Source organism: Streptomyces sp. B3I8 (assembly GCF_030816915.1).
Taxonomy (GTDB): domain Bacteria; phylum Actinomycetota; class Actinomycetes; order Streptomycetales; family Streptomycetaceae; genus Streptomyces.
Genome location: NZ_JAUSYN010000002.1, coordinates 4,774,318 through 4,795,714, shown reverse-complemented (window position 1 = coordinate 4,795,714; position 21,397 = coordinate 4,774,318). Strand labels below are relative to the sequence as shown.

The window sequence follows — 21,397 nt, the reverse complement described above, 5'->3', positions numbered from 1 at the left end:
GCCCCGGACTTCGGTGACGCCGCCGACATCGGGTTCGAGGAGACGGAGCCGGAGCCCTTCCCGCCGGACGCCGCACCGGAGCGGGGCGGTCACCACCGCAGGTACCGCCACTCGCGGTAGCACCGTCCGGTGAGCCCTCGATACGGTCACCGCCCCGGGCAGCGGTCCCACCAGTGCGGGTCCCGGCCCCGTACGTACTCGCCGCCGCCCGGCCTGTCGGCGAGTTGGGCGACGAGGTCGTCGGCGAGCGTGTCCAGCACCCGGTCCAGTTCGTGGCGGGGCGACGTGGCGCGGCGGGGAGGAATTGAGACCGGCGCGTACGCCGTCGAAGGTGCCGTGCAGTACAGCGGTACGGGGGCCGGAGCACCACAGCACGCAGGCGTCGGCGCAGTCGGGGTGGGTGAGCGCGCCTACCGCCGTGGCCGCCTCGGCCATCGCCGCCGCGTCGTCGAGGCGGGCGGGGGGCGACCGTGCCGGTGCCGTCTTCGCCGTCCGTCGCCGAAACGGTGATCGATTGCGTTCGTCGCCGTTCGGCCGGTGCTCGGCCGTGGCGGCGGCGTCCGGCGCGAGCGGGCCGGTAGGTTTCCGGCATGACCGTCGACAGCACTGACGAACTCGCCCCACAGCTCGCCAATTGCCGGGCTTACTGGCTCGGTTGGGGTGCGGCGGGCCGCAGCGACGACACGCTCACGCACTACCGCAGCGGTATCGCGCACCCTCAGCTCAACGCGGTGATCCGACTGCGCGACGGGGAGGGGGACAGGGACGGGAACGACGTGCGGCAGGCTGTCGCCCGCGCCAGAACAGAGCTGGCCGGCGTGCCCTGGATGTGGTGGGTGGCGCCGGACAGCGCGACCGGCACCGGCGACCGGCTGGCCGAGCAGGGGTTCGAACGGGTCGGTGCCATGCCCGTCATGACCGTCGCACTCGACCGGGTGGCCGGCGTGCCGACGCCGCCGGGGGTGGAGATCGAGGTGCTCTCGGGCGCGGACCCCGGGACCTGCGCCGAGTGGGTCCGGGCCTACGGCCCCTCCTTCGGTGTCGGACCGGAGCTGACGGACCCCGTGGTGGGCATCGAGCAGGACTGGGCGCGGGACCCTCGCGCCGTGCGGTTCGTCGCGCGTGAGGGCGGGCAGGCCGTGGGCACCGCCCTCCTGTTCGACGCCCACGGCGTGGCCGGCGTCTACCTCGTGGCGACGGCCGAGGAACACCGCCGCCGGGGCATCGGGGCGGCGCTCACCGCCGCCGCGCTGGAGGAGGGCCGACGGCGCGGACTGCGCGTCGGCACACTGCAGGCCAGCGGCCTGGGAGCCCCCGTGTACGCGCGGATGGGCTTCGAGACCGTGGCGGAGTACGAGCTGTACCGGCCGCCGGCGTCCTGGAGCTGAGCCACGCGCCCGGAACCGGGAGCCGGGCCGCCCCGCGGGTCAGGACAGTGCCTCGGCGTCCCACCCCTCGAAGTCGGAGAAGTCCATGTTGGAGATCGCCAGGTTGCAGTGCATCTCGTGCGGTGTGACCCGGGCGAGTATGCGGAACGGGGGCGTCTCCTCCTCGGGGTCGGTGCTCACCGCGAGCAGCGACGGCTTCCCGCGCTCCATGCCGGTGCGGTCGGCGAGGAAGACCACCGCCCAGCCGCACTCGGCCGGCTCCCCGCCCTCCTCCGACGCGGTGAGGGCGTCGAGGATCTCGGCGGGCTCCGCGTCCGCCCACGCGGGATCCTCGACGAAGAGGATCTCCTCCTTGACGCTGTCGTGCTCGTCGAGGACCCACGGCTGGTCCAGGGCGGCCCGCACATCCTGCCAGCCCTCGTCGTCCCGGTAGTCGGTGCGGATCACCAGCATGGGCGGGTAGTCCTCATCGGTCCTCGGCAGTGTGCGCACGGAGCGGCTCCTTGTCGACCTCAACCGGCGGCCCCAGCGGCCGCGTTGGCGTTGCCGCGACCATAGAGGGCGGGTCTGACAACGGGGGGCGAGGGCGGGGCGGCGACGAAGTCCGTACGGGCTCGGGCGGTGTGCGTCGACTCAGGTCGACACGGGCGCCGTTCATCGATACGGGCGCGGGTACGCCGGGCTTCGTCGACGCGGGCCGACCAAGGGGCCGGTACGCCGGGGCGGACGGGCCCGCACGTCCGCCGCGTCCCCGGGGTGGCCGGTGCGTCAGGGGCGGCCAGCACACGGGCGCACCGGCGCCGGGGACGGGGCGGACGACCGTCCGGGGTGGCAGGCGGGTGGCCCGGACGGTGACCGGCGAGAGAGCCCGCCCGTCCCGGCTCCCGCAGACGAGAAGACCGAGCCGGAACGGCCGGTGACCCCGGGAAGCGGACCTCGGACACGAGCCCCGTGACTCCTCCCCGGCCTGCGGTCTCCCTGCCGGTCACCGGCAATGCTCCTGGTTCTCCCCACCCCGGCACATGGGCCGAACGGCCCACCCGCTCCGGGCCGGACGCCCCTCACCCACCGTAGGGTTCCGGACTTCTCAGGGTGTACGTACCGGCCTCACCCCTCCGCCTCCGCCTCGGCCTCCGGCCGCACGAACCCGTGGCTCCGCTCCACCTTCGCCACGTGCAGCGTGTACCGCTCGTACCACTCGGCCCGCCCCCGCCGCCGCGCCGCCCGGTGCTCGGCATCGCTCCGCCACGCGGCGAGCGCGTCGGCGTCCCGGAAGTACCCGACGGTGATGCCCAGCCCGCCGGGGGTCTGCGCGTGATCCATCCCCAGGTACCCGGGGACGTCCTTCACCAACTCCTCCATCCGCGCGTTGGTCTCGCGGTACCCGTCCTGCTCGGCGCTGCGCACCGTACTGAACACAGCCACGTAGTAGGGCGGTTCGAACGCCCCCACGGGCATGGCGGGCTCAACGTCCTCGACGGCATCACCGGATGCAACGGACTCAACAGGCGCGACGGGGACAGCGGGGGCGACGGGTACTTCCGAGTGCTCGCTCATGGCGCCACGGTAGGGCGGCCCCGCCGGGCGGACCAGGGCATTGCTGCGAACGTACCGCACGTTTTCGCCCGTCCCCCCGTCGGGTTCTTTCTCCAGGGATTCGAAGGGCGACGGGCGGCACCGGGGCGCGGTTTTCCGCGATCCGGTGGTGGGGGGGTGCGGGCAACTCGTGTCGTGAACAGGTCGGTTGCCGTGCGGAGCACGCACTGCCGTCCGTCGCCCACGGCAGGCGTGGCGCTGCCTACGGGGGCGGCTGTGGGCGCGTCGGGGATCGTCGCGGGGGATGCGCGGGGTCGACGGTGGGGGCATGAACGAACGCCCCTCCCCCATCACGGCAGAGGCCGGAGCCCCAGCCACCGGCGCCGCCTGCCGTCCCGCCGAACCGGTCCCCGCAGGGCTCAAGTTCGCCATGCGGTTCACCTCCACTCCGCGTGGTGCGCGGCTCGCGCGGCGGCTCGTTTCGCATCGGCTCGACGCGTGGGGTTTCCCGTACGGCTCGGACGTCAACGAGACCGTCACGCTCGTCACCGCCGAGCTCGTTGCCAACGCCGTGCGGCACGGTCGTGTGCCGGGGCGGGACTTCGCCGTGCGGCTCGTGGCCGTCGGGCGGCTCGTGCGGGTCGAGGTGTCCGACGCGCGGGGCGAGCGGGTGCCGCTGCTGTCGCTGCGGCAGCCACCCGGCGACCAGGAGTCCGGACGCGGCCTCCTCCTCGTCGCGGCCCTGGCCGACCGCTGGGGCGCGGAACCGCGCGTCAACGGGCCGGGCAAGACGGTGTGGGCGGAGTGGGGCGCGTGAGCGCTCGGACCGGGCTTGGCCGAGCGCGGCCGGTCCGGACGACCGCGCTCCCTGCGTCAGCCGCGCGGGGAGACGGTGGAGCCGAAGGGGCCATCGGGGCCGTCGGGCCGTCCGCCGAGCGGGGAGACGGTGGAGCCGAAGGGGCCATCGGGGCCGTCGGGCCGTCCGCCGAGCGGGAGGACGGTGGAGCGGAAGGGGCCGTCGGGGCGCCGGCGCCGCTGTGGCGGGCGAGGGCCGCCCTATACCGGCGTCCGAGGGCATGGGACGACCCCTGGCGGGTGCCATGCCTGCCAGGGGTCGCGGGTGGGGGGCGTGCGTCAGCCGTCGGACTCCGCCGACGGGATGAACGCGCCGGGCACGCCGTTCGGGGCGAAGATCTTCTTCTCGCCGGGGTACGGACGGGCCCAGTTGTGCGTCTGGTACCAGGTGAGGTGGTTCATCTGGGCCGGGTTGGCGTAGTCGGGGACGGCGTGCGGGCCGGTCAGGCGCTGCTTTGACTTCCAGGTGTCCCACGCGGCGGCGAGGGACGCCTTGTCCGCCGGGACCTTCGCGGACGGTACGGCCGCCGCCTTCGGGTCCTGCGCGGCGGGGGTGTCCACTCCGCAGGACGGCGGGGTCTTCAGCCCGTCGGTCAGCGAGGTGCGGTTCGGCAGGGCGGTGAACGGCGTGTAGTCGGGCCGCTTGGAGAACGCGCCCTGCATGGGGGTGGCCGCGCTGTCCTTCTGGTTCATCGGGTGGATCCCGAGGATCTGCTCAATGGTGCGGATCATCGTGATCTGCGAGTAGTAGTGGCTGTCGACGGTGCCGTGCTGCGCCCAGGGGCTGATGATCTGGATCGGGGCGCGGTGGCCGTCGACGTGGTCGAGGCCGGCCTGGGAGTCGTCCTCGACGACGAAGATCGCCGAGTCCTTCCAGTACTTGCTGTGCGAGATCTTGTCGATGATCCTGCCGGTGGCGAGGTCGTTGTCGGCGACCTGGGCGGCCGGGCCGGCCGGGCCGCCGGTGTGGTCGCTGGAGAGCCAGAACATGTTCAGGTTCGCCGGACCGTTCCTCTCGAAGTCCTGCTTCCAGATTCCGTACCGGTACAGGTCCGGGACGCTGGTGTCGAACTTCGGGAAGCCGGGCACCGAGACGCTGTTGAGCGACGGGATCGGCGAGGAGGACTTCAACGGGTACGCGGTGGCCTGGCCGGTCGCGTCCATGTTCTTGGCGTCGCAGTACAGGTTCTGCCAGCTCGCGCCCGACGGCTTGGTCAGGAACTGCTGGAACTCGCCGAAGTCCCGCACGCTTCTGCCGGCCGCCTGCGCGCCCGTCCACAGGAAGCCGGTCTTCTGGTGGCCGAGGGCGTCGTCCTCGGTGTCGTAGCTGCGCTTGTACTCGCCGGCCGAGGACTCGGTGTACTCGGGGTTGTCGGCCTGCATGAGCCAGTTATGGCCCTCGGCGGAGTTGGTACCGATGTCGTAGGTGTTGTCGTACAGGCCGAACTGCTTCGCCAGCGCGTGCTGGTTCGGCGTCACGTTCTCGCCGAACTGGGTCAGCGAGGGGTCGCCGTTGCCCTCGGGGACGTCGCCGAGCACCTGGTCGTAGGTGCGGTTCTCCTTGACGATCAGGAAGACGTGCTTGATCGTCGACGGGTCGCCGAGCCGCTTCGGGACCGGCTGCGGCTTGGCCTTGCCGTGTCCCTTGGCCGACTGGACGGCGTGGCCGGTCCAGCCGTTCTGCTGGAAGACCTTGGCGGTCTGTGCCCGGACGGCGCGGTCGCTGGGCAGGGTGAACTGGGTCAGGCTGGAGGTCGTGTCGTGGGTGCCGCGGCCGGCGGCGGCGGGGCGGCGCGCGTCGATGCCGCGGGTGTGGGAGACGACGACCTTCTTGCCCACGGTGGTGATCTCGGCCGGGAAGTAGTCCGTCGGGAGGAGGCCGACGTAACCGACCGGCTCCTGCGGGGAGGTGTAGCGGTAGACGGCGACGGCGTTGGCACGGCCGAGCGTCACCAGCAGGCGGCCGTCGTCGGTGAGGGTCACCGCGTCGGGCTCGTAGCCGACGGAGGCCTCCGGCCACGGCTGGGTGGAGATGGTCTGGACGACCTTGTCCTTGGCGGTGTCGATGACCGACACGTTGTTGTCGGCGGTGTTGGTGACGAACACCGCGCCGTGCCGGGCGTACACGGCGGTCGGGTGCAGGCCGACGTCGATGGTGCGGACGGCGGCGGAGGGGGCGGCCAGGTCGATGACGCTGACCGTGCCGGTGGTGGTCGCGCCGGTCTTCGGGTCGGCCGGCACCTGCGTGCCGTAGGAGTTGAGCGTGGGATCCCCGGCCTTCGCGGGCCGGCCGCCCTCGTTGCTGACGTAGAGCTTGTCGCCGACGCGGGCCATGCCGCGCGGGGCGTTGCCCACCGTCCAGTTCTGCTTGACGGCGCCGGTCGCCGCGTCGATCGCGACCACCCGGTTCTGGCCGTTGACCGCGGCGTACATGGTGGAGCCGTCGGCGGAGAACACGGCAGCGGCGGCCAGGGCCTGCTTGCTGCCGTCGGCCGGGATCTTGACGGTCACCGGGTCGGCGAGGGTGCCGTCCTCGTTCACGGTGAACTTGGTGTAGCCGTCGAGCTGGCCCAGCCAGAGCTGCTTGCCGTCGGGCGAATAGGCGGGGCCTTCCTGACCGACGGCGTTGCTGCCGATGCGCAGGTCGTCGGCGGCGTTGGTGCCGACGCGCTGCTTGATCCGGCCGGTCGTGAGGTCCACGACGACCAGCGAGGCGTCGCCGTCGGTGACCGAGGCGGCGAGGTGGCTGCCGTCGGGGCTGACCGTCGACGACATGATCTTGCCGTCGTCGAGGACGAGGCGGTCGCCGTACGGGGCGACGTACTGGTCGGCGGAGACGACCTGGCCCCTGTCGGTGACCTGGCCGACCTGGTCGGTGCCGAACTGGCGGGTCTCGGCGACGGCTGCGCCGGTGGCCAGGGCGGCCGTGGTGATGCAGGCCGTGACCAGCGTGGCCCGGCGGCTGACGCGTCTGCCCAGCAGGTCGTAGGAGATCTTCCCGGCCTGCGTACGGCGGCGTGCTATCTGCATTTCAATCCTTCGGGGATCCGGAGAGTCGGGGGGTGGCCGGAAAGGGAGTTCAGGGGAGCGGGGAAGGAGCTCAGGGGAGCGGGGGAAAGAGTGCAGGGGGCGGGGAGGGAGATCAGGGGGTCGGTGCGTCGGTCGGCGCGTCCGGGGACTCGGAGAGCAGGTCGACGTCGCCGTCGAACTGCCACAGCGGGTTCGGTGCGTCTCCCGTCGACGTGCGCACCAGGAAGTACCCGTTGACCTCCTTCGGTCCGTCGCCGTCCGCGACGAACCGCCCGTCTGCCGTGATGTCGAGCTGGTAGACGGCCGACCCGGTGGCCGTGACACCCGGCAGGTGCCAGGAGACGACGCACCGCCAGTCGTTGCCCGGACCCCGGGCACCGTCCTGGACGCCCGCCTTGGCGCACGCCGCCGAGGTCCTCAACCGCGCCTCGGTGACGGCGGGTCGGTGGAGCTGCCCGGTCTGCATGCGGTACAGGTGGGCGAACTCGGTGGCGAGCGCGCGTTCCACCTTGGCCTGCTCGATCCCGGAGCCCGCGGCGGTGGTCGTCCCCGCCACGACCGCGACCGTCACGCCGAGCAGCGCGGCGAGCGGCAGTGCGGCCCTGGTGACCGCGCGGCGCGCCGAGCCGTCGTCGGCGGGGTTGGTGAAGTCGCGCCGCAGGAAGAGGACGTACGCCAGCGCCGTCGCCGTCACGGCCCACAGGAGACCGACAGCCATGCCGATGAGGAGCGGAGTGAGCTGCGCCGGTTCGGTGAACAGGCCCTTCCAGGTGAGGAACGCGTCGCCGGGCAGGGCCAGGCGCACGGCGACCGGCAACGGCAGCATCTGGGCGAGCTGCATCGTCAGCGCGACGAGCGCGGGCAGCAGCAGACCCATCGGGGAGCGCCCGAGGACCACCGACCCGAGGAACCCGATTCCGGCGAGGGCCAGGGTGGGGGCGAGCACGCAGGCCCAGGCGAGCAGGACCGTGCCGGCGGCGTCCCCCGGTGCGAGCAGGTGCCCGTCGAGGCCGGCCAGCGGTTGGCCGCCGACGGCGAGCAGGCCGCCGGCCGTGCTGGAGGCGGCCAGCCCGGCCACGAGCAGGAGGACGACGGTGAGGCCGGCCGACACCTTGGCCACGAAGATCCGCCGGGGCGAGCGGACGGCGACGAGCAGGTGGCGCCAGGTGCCGAGCCGGTCCTCCGAGGCGAACACGTCACCGGCGACGACGGAGGTGAGCAACGGCAGCGCCCAGGTGCCGGCGAAACCGAGCGTCACCAGCGGCCCGGCCCACCCGGTGGCGTGCATCCAGCGGCCGAACAGGGTGTCCGTGGGCAGCGTGCTCTGCGCGCTCACGCCGGCCACGAAACCCGCGGGCGCGATCCAGCAGGCGAGGAGCAGCAGGCGGATACGCCACTGGGAGAGGAGCTTGACGACTTCGAAGCGGTAGCTGCGGATGACCGTCACACGGCCTGATGCGGGGCTGTGCGCGGAAGGTCCGGCACCGGGGGCGGGGCTCACGGCCGAGGGACCGGCCGGGTACTCGGCCGGGCTCGCGGTGGCGGTCATCGGCCGGCCTCCTGCCGCTGGATGTCGGTCGTCCGGGGTGCGACCGCGTCAAGCCGCGGCGCGGGGCCGGACGTTGGCCGGACCTCGGTCCCGTCCAGCCTCGGGGTGTCGTCCTCACCGGGGTGCCGGGCGCCGGTCGACCTCGGGGTGCCGGTGGCGTCCCGGTGCCGCCCCTCGGCGTCGTCCCCGTGCCGCCCCTCGGCGTCGTCCCGGTGCCGCCCCTCGGCATCATCCCCGTGCCGCACATCGGCGTCGTCGTCGCGCTGCCCCTCGGCGTCGTCCCGCTGCGAGGCCGCCGTGTCGTCCCGGTGTTGCGGCCCGGTGAGCCGTTGTTCGGTCAGGGCCAGGAAGGCCGCCTCCAACGGAGAGATCACGGGGGCCAGTTCGCGCAGGGCGATGCCCTCGTGGATGAGCCGTACCACCAGGTCGTCGACGGCGGCCACCTGCGCGCGCAGCACCAGCGCCTCCCGTCCCCCGCGGCCCCCGGCGTCGTCGACCGGTCGGATCCCCGGCGTGCCGGCGGCCAGTGCGCGGGCGCGCTCCGGGTCGGACGTGAGGAGCCGGTAGTCGAGTTCGCGGTTCCCGGCGGCCAGGTCGCCGAGCGGTCCGGAGAAGACTGTCCGCCCGGTCGCGAGGATGGTGACCTCGGAGCACAGGGCCTCCAGGTCGTCCATGCGATGGCTGGAGAGCACCACGCTCGTCCCCTCCCGCGCGAGCCGGGTGAGGACGCCGTGGACGTGCTTCTTCCCGGCCGGGTCCAGCCCGTTGGCGGGTTCGTCCAGGACGAGCAGCCGCGGCTTCGCGAGCAACGCGGCGGCGAGGCCGAGCCGCTGGCGCATCCCCAGGGAGAAGCCACGAGTGCGGTCGTCGGCGACGTCCGTGAGACCGACCTGTTCGAGTGCGTCCTCGATCCCCGCCGACCGCGTGTCGTCGCCCCGCAGAGCGGCGAGCGCGGCCAGGTTCTGCCGGGCGGTCAGCGAGGGGTACAGCCCGGGCCCGTCCACGAACCCGGCGACGCCGCCCGGGGCTTCGAACGCCCGGCCCACCGGCGTGCCGAGGATCTCCAGGCGTCCGCCGTCGGCCACGGCCAGGCCGAGGAGAAGGCCGAGCAGCGTCGTCTTGCCGGCGCCGTTCGGACCGACCAGGCCGTGGATGCGGCCCCGCGCCACGTCGAGGTCGACGCCGTCGAGCGCCACGACGTCGCCGAAGCACTTGGTGATGCCGCGCGCCCGGACGGCGAGCTGTGAGTCCATGAGCCCCTTCTTTCGGAGAGCCTCATCGACCCTAGGAAGCACACAGGGCCCGGACAGGGGGCACCGGTTGAACGATCGGAGAACGGAGGAATCCCACATAAGTGAGGACGAGCCGGACGGAAGGCCGGTCGGTCACCCTCCGGCCGGTCACCGTCCTGTCGGCGGGATCCGCGCGGCCGTGGACGACGGCTCCCGGCCGGAACCGGGAAGCCGCGTCATCCCCCTCACCCGTGGTCCGCGCAGCACGGCGTGGGGTTCGGGACCTCGAAAGGGGTCAGGCGGCCTCCGGGGGCCGGGGTCAGGGCGAGGGTGAGGCGGCCCGCGTGCCAGGTGGGGCGTACGTGGGCGCGGGTCTCGATCTCCGTCGCGGGGGCGGGGAGTTCGCGGGTGCCCAGAACCGTCACCTTCTCGATCGCCGTGCGGGCCAGGAGCCGTTCCAGGGTGACCGTGCCGGCGAGGCGGTCCACGCCGGGAAAGACCACGGCCCGGCCGGATTCACGGTGGGCGTGTTCCGACGCCGCCCGGGCCGCGGCTGCCGCCGGCCCGGGAGGACCGTGCCGCAGATCGCCGTAGGCCGCCGCGGCCGACGGGGCGGTGTCCGCGAGACGGGGCACCAGGCGCCGCCACACCTCCCGCGCCGCGTCCTCGTCGGGCAGGGCGAAGGTCGCCGCGAGGTGGGGGCGCGGGCCGGTGCGGACGGGGTGGGTGCAGGCGACCGTCGTCGGCGGGAGGGCGAGACCGTCCACCAGGTCGTGGATCAGGTGGTCGGCCTCGCGCAGAGGGCCCGAACCGGCGTCCACACCGATCACGGGGCGGACGCCGGAGGGCGACGTGAGCGAGGTGGTCATGCGGGCAGGACCCACATCGGGTTGGAGTAGAACCACAGGTCCTTCCACGGGTCGGCGTCGCCGACGACGTCCATCGCCGGTCCCGCCGGGTCGACGGCCGCGCCCCGCAGGCCGACGGCCGACCGGTTGCCGTCCGTGCCGCGCAGCCTGACGTACACCGGACGGTCGACGCGGCCGAGGGTGTACGTCAGGCGGACGCCGCCGGTGGACTTGTTCACCTCGAAGGACTTGACCACCTTGGTGTCCGGCGTCGTGAAGACGTCCCGGTCGGACACGGCACCGGTGACCTCGCCCAGGATGACGTCCACGCGGGCCAGCTTCGGCACGAACTGCGCCCAGTTGGGGCCGCCCGCCAGGCTGATGTCGACGACCAGGTCGACCTTGCCGCCCTTGCGCACATGCAGCGAGCCGCCGAGCGTGGTCTCCCGGCCGCCGCCGCGCAGCCGGGCGTCGAGGCCGCTGAGGAGGGCGCCGTGGTCGACCCAGACGCGGCCGGCGCGGAGGCCGTCCATCACCGACTGGTAGGAGAAGGAGGCGGCACCGACGTGCGTACGGGAGTACTGGCCCGGCCAGAAGTCGGTGTCGGTGAGGTTGACGTCCCCGCCGTAGACCGGGTCGTCGTAGCGGCCGTTGGCGGCGAAGTCGCTGTTCGGGCCGCGTACGGAGAGGTCGGCCCAGACGTTGTGCGAGTCGGAGTTCGCGGTGATCCACCAGGCCTTGCCCTCGGCGAGGAGGCTGTCCCACAGGCCGCCGACCGTGGCGGTCATCCAGTCGAAGCCGCCCCAGGTGCGGTAGCTCTCCAGCGGGTAGTCCGCGAAGGAGTCGGCGCCGGGGCTGTTGTCGTAGAGGCCGCGCGCGGAGCCGGGGCCGTGCGGGGCGGGCAGGCCGCCGGCCTGGTGGCCGGGGGCGCCCTCCATGCCGACCGCGATGTGCGGCTGCGCGTCGCGCCAGCCGCGGATCTCGTGCGGGGAGTCGATGCCCTTGCGGGCGGGGTGGTTGGCGAGGAACAGCGCGTCCTTCACCTTGCGCCGGCGCACCTGCGCGGCGAGGAAGTCGATGCCCGCGATGGCGAGGGCCTCGTTGGCGGGCGTGTTCGCGCCCGCGTGGTTCAGGGAGCCGTCGTACGTCGCCTCGAACTGCTTGAGGACGGCCACCTCGTTGCGGCCGGGGTGCACGAAGACGGTGCCGTGCTCGGCGGCCGGGATGTTCCACTCCAGGCCCTGGAAGACGAGCGTGTCCTCGATCTCGTCCCGGGCGGCGACGATGTCGGGGTTGACCTTCTCGACCCCGATCTTGGCGTGCTGCTCGCTGGCGTGGTCGGTGACGACCATCCAGTCCAGGCCGTGCGCGTTGGCCTGGCGCACCTGGTCGACGACGCGGTACTTGGCGTCGGAGCTGTACCGGGTGTGGATGTGGTGGTCGCCGGCCAGCCACAGATAGCGGCCGGTGCGGGATTCCCGGCGGGACTGGTCCGAGGCGGGCACGGCCTGCGCGGCGGCCTGTCCGGCGCCGACGCCGCCGAGCACCCCGCCGGCGGCCAGACCGGCGCCGAGCAGACCGGCGCGTCGCACCATGGAGCGCCGGGAGAGCTGCCGGGGCGACAGCTCCTCGTCGGGGACGGTCAGGTCGAAGGCCGCCGGGAGGGCGTCGGACTCGCCGCCCTGGTGACCGTGGCCGGCGCTGTGGCTGTGGTGGTGCCCGTGTGCGTGGTGGTGTCCGTTGCCCATGTCAGCTCCCGCTGATCGATGGTGTACCCGTGACCTGCCGGGCTGTCCCGCCGAGAGTGATCGGCCGTGGTGAATACCGGGCGTGGGAACGGTGGCGCGGGCGAAAACGGTGACGGACGGTGTTCCGACCGTTGATCGACGGCACGAACGGCGCTTAGGTTGCGGACCATGCGAACCAGGACGACGGCGCGGAACGACATTCGGATCGGCGTGATGTACGACCGGGACTGGGCGCCCGAGGGGCTGCCCGCCTTCGCGCGGGAGGTCGAGGCTCTCGGCGCGGACGACGTGTGGGTCGTCGAGGACCTCGGCTGGAACGGGGGCGTGTCCGCGGCGGCCGTGGCACTGGGGGCGACCGAGCGGCTGCGGGTCGGCATCGGGATCACACCGGCGCCGCTGCGCAGCCCGGCGCTGCTCGCGATGGAACTGGCCACGCTGGCGCGGGTGTTCCCGGGCCGGCTGGTGGCCGGGGTCGGGCACGGGGTGCGGGAGTGGATGACGGCGGTCGGCGTCGCCCCGCGCTCCCCGCTCGCGCTGCTGGAGGAGACGATCACCTCCGTACGGGCGTTGCTGGGCGGGGAGCGGGTGGAGCTGGAGGGCCGGGAGGTGCGGCTGGACGGCATCCGGCTGGTGCATCCGCCGGCCGAGGTGCCGCCGGTGGTGGCGGGTGTGGTGCGGCCGCGCTCGCTGGAGCTGTCGGGGCGGGTCGCCGACGGCACGGTGATCGCGGAGGGGCACGGTCCCGCCGAGGTGACGGCGGCCCGGGAGCTGGTGGCCAAGGGCGGCGCCGACGCGGAGCACACCCTGACGGTGTTCGCCTTCGCGTGCGTGGACGACGACCCCGCCCGCGCCGCCGAGACGCTGCGCCCGCTCACGGAGGGGCAGGCCGCCTGGCTCGGCCGCCCGGCGGAGGAGGTCTTCACCGTCTCCGGCCGCGCGGAGGACGCCGCCGGCCGCGTACGGGAACTGGCGGCGGCCGGCGCGGACACGGTCGTCCTGCGAGTGGCGGGACCGGAACCGGTACGGCAGCTCGGGAGCGTGCTGGAGGCACTGGGGCGGTAGTCGGGGGCACAGGACCCGAACCCTCGTCCTGACCGGGGCGGCACGGGCGCGGCCCGCGGACGGACCGCCGACACGGTGCGCGACCCGCCGGCGGACCGCGACACCGTGCGCGACCCGCCGGCGGACCGCGACACCGTGCGCGATCCGCCGGCGGATCGCCGTCGGGTGCGCGGAGACTGGTGGGCATGCAGAAGATCTCACTCGACGCCCTTGTCCGCGAGCACCTCGGGCACGCCGTGGCCGCCTCGACCGGACGCAGTGCCACCACCGTGCACGGCGGGCACGAGACCGTGCTGCGGCAGACACCGCTCGCGCTGACCGCCGGTACCTCGCTGTCCGAGCACGAGAGCCCGGGCGAGGCCACGCTGCTCGTGCTGCGCGGGCGGGTGCGGCTGACCGGCGGGGACACCTCGTGGGAGGGCCGGAACGGGGATCTGTTCACCGTTCCGCGGGCGAGGCACGGGCTGGAGGCGGTCGAGGACTCGGCCGTACTGCTCACCATGACCGAGCGCGGCTGACGTGGCGGGCGGGCCCCGGGAGCCGCTGCTCACCTTCGGGCACGGCACCGCCGGCGAGGAGGAGCTTGCCGGACTGCTGGACGGTGCCCGGGTGGCCGCCGTGGTGGACGTCCGCACCGCCCCCGGCAGCCGCCGCAACCCGGACGCCGGACGCGACGCCCTCGCGCGGTGGCTGCCCCGCCGGGGGCTCGGCTACCGGTGGGAGCAGCGGCTCGGCGGCTTCCGGCGGGCGGCGCCGGACTCCCCCGACACCTTCTGGGAGAACACGTCCTTCCGCGGTTACGCCGGCTACACGCGGGATCCCGCGTTCGTCGCGGCGATGGACGACCTGCTGCGGGAGGCGGCGGCGACCCGCACCGCCGTGATGTGCGCGGAGGTGGTGTGGTGGCGCTGCCATCGGCGGATCGTCGCGGACTTCGCGGTCCTCGCCCGGGGCGTCGAGGTGTTCCACCTCATGCACGACGGCCGGCTCACCCCCCACCGCCCCACGGCCGGCGCCCGGCTGCGCGAGGACGGGCTGCTGGTCTACGACGTCCGGGACGACGAGGGCGACCGGGCCGACGAGGGCGCCGAGGGCGCCGAGGGCGCCGAGGGCGACGAGGGCGACCGGGCCGACGTGGACGGCGAGGGCGACGTGGACGGCGGCTGAACGCCGCGTCGAGGCCCGCGCACCCGACCGGCGCGGCGGATCAGGTGGTCGTCGCGAGGACCGTGCAGCCCAGCGCGAGCAGCGCCGCGACCTTCACCGTCTCCAGGCCCACGTAGTACAGGTGGGCACGGGAGCGGCCCTGCGCCGGGTCCTCCCCGGCGAGCACCGCGTCGGAGCGCCGGTTCAGCCGGGGCCGTACGACGAGGAGTTGCCCGGCCAGCACCACCGCGGCGACGGCGACGAGCGTGACGACCGCCGCCGGGGGGCCGCCCACGGCGACGGCGGCGAGCGCGACGACCGCCAGGACGGCCTCGGTGAGGTTGAGCGCGCGGAAGACCATGCGGCCGATGCCGAGTCCGATCGGGATCGTCACCCCGGGCGCCCGGAACTTCAGGGGCGCCTCGAGGAAGGAGATCGCCAGCACCATCCCGAGCCAGAGGAAGGTGACGGCGCCTGCTACGGCCGCGGAGGTCGGGTTCATCGTTCGCTGTCTTTCGTCGCTGGTGAAAGGGATCGAGTGGGGGGAGCAGGCGAGGGGATCAGGCACGGGGCCCGGCGGGGCCGGTCATGCCGCCCGGGCGGGGGCCAGGTGCGCCACGCACGTGTCCGGTTCCGCGAACGGTTCCAGGCGGTGGGCGGCCACCGGGGCGCCCAGTTCCGCGAACGCGCCCTGCATCAGGCCGAGGTGGAGCGGGCAGACGACCCTGCCGTACTCCTCGGCGAGTTCGAGGAAGGGGCAGTGCCGCAGCCGGATCGCGGCGGGGCCGTCGGCATCGCCGTCGCCGTCGAGCCGCGGGGCGAAGCCCAGGTCGTCGAGCATGGCGGCGACCCGCTCCACCGACTCCCGCGCCGTGGGGCGATGGGACGGGGGGAACCCTTCGACCAGGTCCCGGCCCCAGGCCCGGCCCGCGTCGGTGGCCTCGGCGGCCGCCTCGGCAGCCGGCCGGGTGGACGCCAGCCGGCTGACCAGCATCCGGGCGAGGAACCGGTAGTGGCGTGCGCCGCCGCGGTCCATGCCCTGCCGGACGGTGTGAACGGTGCGCGGGCGGCCCGGGCCCGACGGCTGTTCCACCGTCCGTTCCACGCGGCCCTGCGCCACCAGCGCGTCGAGGTGGAAGCGCACCGTGTTGGGATGCACACCGAGCCGCTCGGCCACCTCGGTGATGCCGGCCGGGGCGCCCGCGTCCCGTACGGCGTCGAGCACCGACAGGCGGCGCGGGGAGAGCGGTGCGCCCTCCTGAGGTGCGGACACGGCGACCACCCTTCCTTCCGTTTCTCCAAATCGTACATGTAATAATCCAGCGCAGCCGAAGCAGGCCGGAGGCCGCAAGCCGGAGATCGCAAGCCGGAAACGCACGTCGCAGGACGAGAGGAACGCCGATGTCCGAGGCACACCCCGACCCGGCCCCCGCCGCGGATCAGACACCGGCGGCACCGGCTCCCCCTCCCGCGCCGAGCCTGCTGTGCGACGTCCGGGCCCTCGCCGCGCAGCCGTCCGCGCCGGCCGGCGCGCTCTGGCGGCTCGCCGAGTCCGGGCGTCAGCTCGACGCCAACCTCGTGCACTTGCCGCCGGACCACGGCGTCGGCACCCACACCGAGCCGGACCTCGACGTACTCCTGCTCGTCGTCGCCGGCGACGGCAGGCTGGAGTCGCCGGAGGACACCGTCGTGCCGCTCGCCGAGGGCGCCCTGTGCTGGCTGCCGCACGGCTCGACCCGCCGCCTGACGGCGGGCCCCGAGGGCCTGTCCTACGTCACCGTCCACCGCCGTCGCCCGGGCATGCGGATCAAGTCCCGGCCCGCCGACACACGTTGACGGAGGTCGACAGGAGTGGGCGTTTCGTCAAGATCCCTTTTGTCCTAATTGTGAGATCTAGCACACCATTCTCGCCACCCGTGCGCGAACTTGGCCGGAAAGCACCGAAGTTGGACGTGTGGCGGCCACGTACCGAAGGCGGAGCGGTCCTGGCGGGCAGGCAGACTGCGAAGGAGGGTACCCGGCAGGGCGGTTCCCCCTGCCGGCCACCACCCACGCCACAGGAAGCAGCCTCCCCATGCACGACGCACCACGCCGTCCGTATCGCACCGCCGCCTCCGACACCTCCCCCACCGCAGAGACCTCTGGCACCTCCCCCGCCTCCGACAGCGCGTACGTCCCCCACGTCCCCTACTTCCGGCCGCACACCGTGACCGGTGCCGAGGTCGTCCCAGGGGATCTGCTCGCCCTGTCGGAGCGGGACGTGGGCGACGACCGCTGGTTCGTGGTGACGCACACCGTGCCGGAGTCGCCGGAGACGATCCGGGTCACCCTGCGCCCGCCGCTCGGCGGCACGGACCGCGAGGAACCGCTCGCCCGCTCCGGCGAGGTGACGGTCGCCTGCCGCCGCATGGACGTCAGCCGCATTCCCGTCGTCACCTCCAGCGACCTGAGCGCCGTCGAGTTCCGGGACGGCGACCGCGTCACCACCCTGCGGGTGGTGGACCCCCGCGCCGAGGAGGAGACCTACGTACGGCGCTGGGACCGCTGGTACCGGGACCTGGAGAACCGTTCCGGTCAGCCGTTGTCCGACGAGGAGTTGCGGGACCTGGCCGAGGCCGCCGCGCGCTCCGACCGCCTCGTACGGCACCACCCGCGCCCCCGGCGGTCGGCGGGCACGGTGGTGCCGCGCCGGGTCGTGGTCACCGGGCTCGGGGCGATCACACCGCTCGGCGTCGGAGTGGGCGAACTGTGGCGGGGCCTGCTCGACGGACGCTGCGGCATACGGGAGTTGGCGGGCGAGGAGTTCGCGGGGCTGCCGGTGCGGATCGCCGGGACCGTCCCCGTCGACCCGGCGGCCCTGCTGCCCCGCATCCGCGCCCGGCGGATGAACCGGGCCGCGCAGTTCGCGGTGCTCGCCGCCCGGGAGGCCTGGCGGGACGCCGGGTTCGACGACGCCGGCACCGTGGAGAGCGGGCTCGACCCGGAACGGGTCGGGGTGTCGGTCGGGGCGATCCTCGGCGACGCCTCCGTCCTCGTCGACAGCGACCGCGCGCTGCGGGAGAAGGGGCCGCGCGGGGTGTCGCCGCTGACCACACCGATGTGCGTGCCCTCGCAGGCCGCCTCCCAGGTGTCGCTCGATCTGCGGATCACCGGCGAGGCACGCACGGTGAGCAGCGCGTGCGCCTCCGGCACCGAGGCGATCGGGCAGGCCGTCGACCGCATCCGGTACGGGCATGTCGACGCGGTTCTCGCCGGGGGCGCGGAGGCGGTGGTGACGCCGGCGATCATGGCGTCGTTCGCGTCGATGCGGGCGCTGTCCACGCACGGCCTGGAGGAGGGGACCTCGCCGTCGCGGCCGTTCGCCAAGGACCGGAACGGGTTCGTGAACGGGGAGGGTGCCGGGTTCCTGCTCCTGGAGGCGGAGGAGCACGCGCGGGCCCGGGGCGCGCGGATCTACTGCGAGGCGGCCGGGTGGGGACTGTCGGCGGACGCCCACCACATCGCCGCGCCGGATCCCTCCGGCAGCGGGGTGGCGCTGGCGCTGCGGCGGGCCCTGCGGGACGCGGGGGCGCACGCGGTGGACGTCGTGCATGTCAACGCGCACGCGACGGGGACCGTGGAGGGCGACCTCGCCGAGGCCGGGGCGGTGCGGGCGGTACTGGGCGGGCCGGTGCCGGTGACCGCGGTCAAGGGGAACGTGGGGCACCTGCAGGGGGCCGCGGGGGGAGTGGAGGCGGTGGTGACGGCGCTGACCCTCTGGGAGGGGCTCGTTCCGCCGACCGTGGGGTGCGAGGTGGTGGACGCGGCGGTGGGGTTGGATGTGGTGCGGGGCGCTCCGCGGGAGGTCGGGGGGCCGGGAGACGTGGCGTTGAGCAACTCGTTCGGATTCGGTGGTCACAACGCGGTGCTGGCGTTGCGGAGGTGGGGCTGAGCGGGGGGGCGCCCGGGTTTTCCTCGCCCCCGCCGCCCCTTCCCTTCCCGACCCCGGGGCGGCTCCCCCGGACCCCCGAAAAGATTGCGCCCACGCGGCGGAGCCGCGTATCGACACGGCCCCGCACCCCTTGACGCCCTTGCCGTCGTCCGTCCGTTCACGCCGAGCGTTTGCGAGGGGTGGATTTCTTCGCTGCCGTCTTCTTGGCCGTCGTCTTGGCCGTCGTCTTGTCGGTCGTCGTCTTGTCGGTCGTCGTCTTGTCGGTCGTCGTCTTGTCGGTCGTCGTCTTGTCGGTCGTCGTCTTGTCGGTCGTCGTCTTGTCGGTCGTCGTCTTTTTGGCTGTGGTCCTCCGGTCGGCGGTCGCGGACGGTTTCTTCGGGCTTGTCGTCTTCTTCGCGGGGGTCTTCTTCTTCCGGAGGTCCCTGACCTCCGCGTGCGCGGCGTCCTCGGTGCCGTCGTCCGCCTCCTCCGCCGTGCCCGCGCGGGACTCCTGTGCCGCGCGCACGCTGCTCTCCAGCGCCGCCATCAGGTCCAGGACCTTGCCACTGCGGGCCGGGCCCGGTGTCTCCCGGGGTTCCTCACCGGAGGTCTTCGCGGCGATGAGTTCCTCGACCGCCTCGCGGTAGTCGTCGTGGAGGTCGTCCAGGTCGACCTCGCCCAGCGTGTCCATGAGGGCGTCCGCCAGGTCCAGTTCCTTGTCGCGGACGGTGACGTTCGCGTCCGGCGCCACACCCTCGGGGGCGCGGATCTCGTCCGGCCACAGCAGGCCGTGCATGGCGATCACGTCGTCCACCACGCGGAGCATCCCGAGCCGCTCGCGGCCCCGCAGGGCGTACTTCGCGATGGCCACCCTGTTGCTCCGCTTCAGCGCCTCGCGCAGCAAGGTGTACGGCTTCGCGGCCGGGACGCCGTTCGCGCCCAGGTAGTACGCGGCACCCAGCTGGAGCGGGTCGATCCGGTCGGTCGGCACGAAGGCGACGATCTCGATGGTGCGGGTGGTGGGGATCGGCAGCTGGGCCAGGTCCTCGTCGGTGATCGGGACGATCGTGCCGTCCGCGTCCTCGTACCCCTTGCCGATCTCGGACGACGTGACCTCGCGGTCCTCCAGTTCACAGACCTTGCGGTAGCGGATGCGGCCGCCGTCCTCCGTGTGGATCTGCCGGAAGGCGACCGAGTGGCTCTCGGTGGCGTTCACCAGCTTGATCGGGATACTGACCAGGCCGAACGAGATGGCGCCGTTCCATATGGATCTCACGTACAGCACCCTTCCGAGTCGAGTACGGCGACGACAGGTACCCGGTATGTACCGGTTTCGTGGGATTCTCATCGTATGACGCCGATGACAGAGGTGGAGGGGCGGCGGCTCGCGCTCAGCAATCTGGAGAAGGTGCTGCACCCGGCCACCGGCTTCACCAAGGGTGAGCTGCTGCACTACTACGCCACCGCCGCCGAGGCCCTGCTCCCCCATCTGCGCGACCGCCCGCTGTCCTTCCTCAGGTATCCGGACGGGCCGGACGGGCAGCTCTTCTTCGTCAAGAGCGTGCCGCCGGGCACGCCCGAGTGGGTCAGCACGGTCGAGGTGCCGCGCTCGGAGGGTCCGGCGCGGCAGGTCGTCGTACAGGATCTGCCGTCGCTGATGTGGGCGGCGAACCAGGTGACCGAGTTCCACACGCCGCAGTGGCGGGCCCGGACGCCCGGTGAGGCGGACCGGCTGGTCCTCGATCTGGACCCGGGGGCGCCGGCGACCGTCGTGGAGTGCTGCGAGGTGGCGCTCTGGCTGCGCGAGCGGCTGGCGGCGGACGGCATCGCGGCGTACGCGAAGACCTCCGGTTCCAAGGGGCTGCATCTGCTGGCGGCGATCACGACGGCGCCGTCCGAACGGGCGACGGAGTACGCCAAGCGGCTCGCGGTGGAGGCGGAGCAGGCGATGCCGGAACTGGTCGTGCACCGGATGACGCGCAGTCTGCGGCCGGGCAAGGTGTTCGTGGACTGGAGCCAGAACGCCGCGAAGAAGACCACGGCCGCCCCCTACACGCTGCGGGCGCGCGCGGAGCCGATGGTCTCCACGCCGGTGACGTGGGAGGAGGTCGCCGGCTGCCGGGCGCCGGAGGGGCTCGCCTTCCGTGCCGCGGACCTGGCGCCGCGGCTGCGGGACTTCGGCGATCTGATGGCGCCGCTGTGCGCTGCGGAGGGGGCCGGCGCGCTGCCGTGAACCGCGCCGCGGTCAGAGCCGGGTCCAGGTGTGGCGGTCGCGGGCCATGGCGTACAGGGACTCCGCGTCCGCCGGTTTGAGGACGCCGCCCAGGCGGGTGAGGGCGCCGGACAGGTCCGCGTCGCGCAGGACGCGGAGGCCGTCGCGGGGTGCGGCGGTGATCTCCAGTCGGGACGGGGCGACGACGGCGAGCAGCGGGGTGACCTCGGCCGTCAGGGCGTAGGAGGCGCGGTGCGCGTCGGCGCGCAGCCGGCGCAGCAGCGGTGCGGCCTCGCGGCGGCCGGTGGTGACCATGGGGTCGGCGACCAGGACGCGCTGCCCGTGGGCGTACAGCGCGTGGACGCAGAGGAGGCCGCCGGGGCCGATGGCCAGGTGGTGGATGCGGTCGCCGCCGGGCAGCGGGAGGGAGTGCAGGACGTGCCAGCCGGCGCCGGCCAGGGCGTCCAGGGTGTCGCCGACCGTCTGTTCGGCGGTGAGGGCGTGGCGGCGGGGGTCGGGGCGGAACCCGGTGGGGCGGAGGCGGGAGGGGCGGGCGGGGGCGCGGTCCAGGGCTACGAGGAGGGCCTCGCCGGGGCGGTTGGGGGCGAGGTCGTCGTCGGGGTGGAGGGCGAGGCGGGCGAGGTCCGCGGGGGTGGGCGCGGGGGGCGGTCCGACGGTGACGGGGCCGGTGAGGAAGGGGGTGAGCGAGTGCAGTACGGCCTCCCGCTGAGTGCTGTTCAGCAGGCTCACGTGCGCGGTGTCGCGGTCGTACCAGGCGAGGGTGGTGCCGTCGGGGCGGTGGACGTAGAGGCGGTCGTGGGTGTGGTGGCGGGTCGGTGTGACGCGGAGTCGGTCCATGTGGATGGTCACCCCCTTGTTCC

Annotated in this window: 18 protein-coding genes and 1 pseudogene; 8 read left to right on the top strand and 11 right to left on the bottom strand. The window is 73.7% G+C overall.

The window, feature by feature from the left end; genetic code table 11:
- Positions 1-590: 590 nt before the first annotated feature.
- Positions 591-1,388, top strand: a complete 798-nt coding sequence (locus QFZ64_RS23555) for a GNAT family N-acetyltransferase (protein ID WP_307068841.1) — start codon at positions 591-593, stop codon at positions 1,386-1,388.
- 39 nt (positions 1,389-1,427) lie between these two features.
- Here the strand turns inward: QFZ64_RS23555 and QFZ64_RS23550 are convergent, their stop codons facing one another.
- A complete protein-coding gene (locus tag QFZ64_RS23550) occupies positions 1,428-1,880 on the bottom strand; it encodes a hypothetical protein (RefSeq protein ID WP_307068839.1) in 453 nt (150 codons plus the stop codon).
- A gap of 615 nt (positions 1,881-2,495) precedes the next feature.
- The gene (locus tag QFZ64_RS23545; protein ID WP_307071840.1) at positions 2,496-2,846 is read right to left on the bottom strand and encodes an antibiotic biosynthesis monooxygenase; all 351 of its coding nucleotides are present in this window, start codon (positions 2,844-2,846) and stop codon (positions 2,496-2,498) included.
- A 406-nt stretch (positions 2,847-3,252) separates the two neighbouring features.
- On the opposite strand from QFZ64_RS23545, the gene QFZ64_RS23540 reads away from it, so the two are divergent.
- Positions 3,253-3,741 (top strand): ATP-binding protein, encoded by a 489-nt coding sequence (locus tag QFZ64_RS23540; protein ID WP_373430653.1) that lies wholly within the window; start codon positions 3,253-3,255, stop codon positions 3,739-3,741.
- A 317-nt stretch (positions 3,742-4,058) separates the two neighbouring features.
- On the opposite strand, the gene QFZ64_RS23535 is transcribed toward QFZ64_RS23540, so the two are convergent.
- From QFZ64_RS23535 to QFZ64_RS23515, 5 genes and pseudogenes are all read right to left on the bottom strand, one after another.
- A complete protein-coding gene (locus tag QFZ64_RS23535) occupies positions 4,059-6,809 on the bottom strand; it encodes an alkaline phosphatase family protein (RefSeq protein ID WP_307068838.1) in 2,751 nt (916 codons plus the stop codon).
- Between the two features lie 112 nt (positions 6,810-6,921).
- Positions 6,922-8,358 carry an ABC transporter permease gene (locus QFZ64_RS23530; RefSeq protein WP_307068835.1) on the bottom strand — a complete coding sequence of 479 codons (1,437 nt, stop codon included), beginning with the start codon at positions 8,356-8,358 and terminating at the stop codon, positions 6,922-6,924.
- Positions 8,359-8,675: 317 nt separating this feature from the next.
- Positions 8,676-9,611, bottom strand: a pseudogene (locus tag QFZ64_RS23525) (ABC transporter ATP-binding protein); the annotation flags it as partial.
- Between the two features lie 224 nt (positions 9,612-9,835).
- Positions 9,836-10,459 (bottom strand): hypothetical protein, encoded by a 624-nt coding sequence (locus QFZ64_RS23520; RefSeq protein WP_307068833.1) that lies wholly within the window; start codon positions 10,457-10,459, stop codon positions 9,836-9,838.
- A complete protein-coding gene (locus tag QFZ64_RS23515; RefSeq protein ID WP_307068831.1) occupies positions 10,456-12,186 on the bottom strand; it encodes a PHP domain-containing protein in 1,731 nt (576 codons plus the stop codon). Before QFZ64_RS23515 ends, QFZ64_RS23520 begins: the two co-directional genes overlap by 4 nt.
- 168 nt (positions 12,187-12,354) lie before the next feature.
- Here QFZ64_RS23515 and QFZ64_RS23510 point away from each other — a divergent pair, with 168 nt between their 5' ends.
- The 3 genes from QFZ64_RS23510 to QFZ64_RS23500 all read left to right on the top strand — a co-directional run bounded on the left by QFZ64_RS23510 (position 12,355) and on the right by QFZ64_RS23500 (position 14,415).
- On the top strand, positions 12,355-13,248 hold the full coding sequence (locus QFZ64_RS23510) for an LLM class flavin-dependent oxidoreductase (protein WP_307068829.1): 894 nt from the start codon (positions 12,355-12,357) through the stop codon (positions 13,246-13,248).
- Positions 13,249-13,433: 185 nt separating this feature from the next.
- Entirely contained in the window at positions 13,434-13,766 is a 333-nt protein-coding gene (locus QFZ64_RS23505; RefSeq protein ID WP_307068827.1) for a cupin domain-containing protein, read from the top strand.
- A 1-nt stretch (position 13,767) separates the two neighbouring features.
- Positions 13,768-14,415 carry a DUF488 family protein gene (locus tag QFZ64_RS23500; protein WP_307068825.1) on the top strand — a complete coding sequence of 216 codons (648 nt, stop codon included), beginning with the start codon at positions 13,768-13,770 and terminating at the stop codon, positions 14,413-14,415.
- A 40-nt stretch (positions 14,416-14,455) separates the two neighbouring features.
- Here QFZ64_RS23500 and QFZ64_RS23495 read toward each other — a convergent pair whose 3' ends face one another.
- Entirely contained in the window at positions 14,456-14,896 is a 441-nt protein-coding gene (locus QFZ64_RS23495; protein WP_307068823.1) for a hypothetical protein, read from the bottom strand.
- Positions 14,897-14,980: 84 nt separating this feature from the next.
- Positions 14,981-15,667 (bottom strand): metalloregulator ArsR/SmtB family transcription factor, encoded by a 687-nt coding sequence (locus QFZ64_RS23490; protein ID WP_307068822.1) that lies wholly within the window; start codon positions 15,665-15,667, stop codon positions 14,981-14,983.
- Positions 15,668-15,795: 128 nt separating this feature from the next.
- Between QFZ64_RS23490 and QFZ64_RS23485 the strand changes: the two genes are divergently transcribed.
- Positions 15,796-16,230 (top strand): hypothetical protein, encoded by a 435-nt coding sequence (locus tag QFZ64_RS23485; RefSeq protein ID WP_307068821.1) that lies wholly within the window; start codon positions 15,796-15,798, stop codon positions 16,228-16,230.
- Between the two features lie 238 nt (positions 16,231-16,468).
- Positions 16,469-18,325, top strand: a complete 1,857-nt coding sequence (locus QFZ64_RS23480; RefSeq protein ID WP_307068818.1) for a beta-ketoacyl synthase — start codon at positions 16,469-16,471, stop codon at positions 18,323-18,325.
- A 157-nt stretch (positions 18,326-18,482) separates the two neighbouring features.
- On the opposite strand, the gene QFZ64_RS23475 is transcribed toward QFZ64_RS23480, so the two are convergent.
- Positions 18,483-19,589, bottom strand: a complete 1,107-nt coding sequence (locus tag QFZ64_RS23475) for a Ku protein (protein ID WP_307068815.1) — start codon at positions 19,587-19,589, stop codon at positions 18,483-18,485.
- A gap of 66 nt (positions 19,590-19,655) precedes the next feature.
- Here QFZ64_RS23475 and ligD point away from each other — a divergent pair, with 66 nt between their 5' ends.
- Positions 19,656-20,537: a non-homologous end-joining DNA ligase gene (ligD, locus tag QFZ64_RS23470; protein ID WP_307068814.1), complete on the top strand. Its 882-nt coding sequence runs from the start codon at positions 19,656-19,658 to the stop codon at positions 20,535-20,537.
- A gap of 12 nt (positions 20,538-20,549) precedes the next feature.
- Here the strand turns inward: ligD and QFZ64_RS23465 are convergent, their stop codons facing one another.
- Entirely contained in the window at positions 20,550-21,374 is an 825-nt protein-coding gene (locus QFZ64_RS23465; protein WP_307068812.1) for a nuclease-related domain-containing protein, read from the bottom strand.
- Positions 21,375-21,397 lie beyond the last annotated feature (23 nt).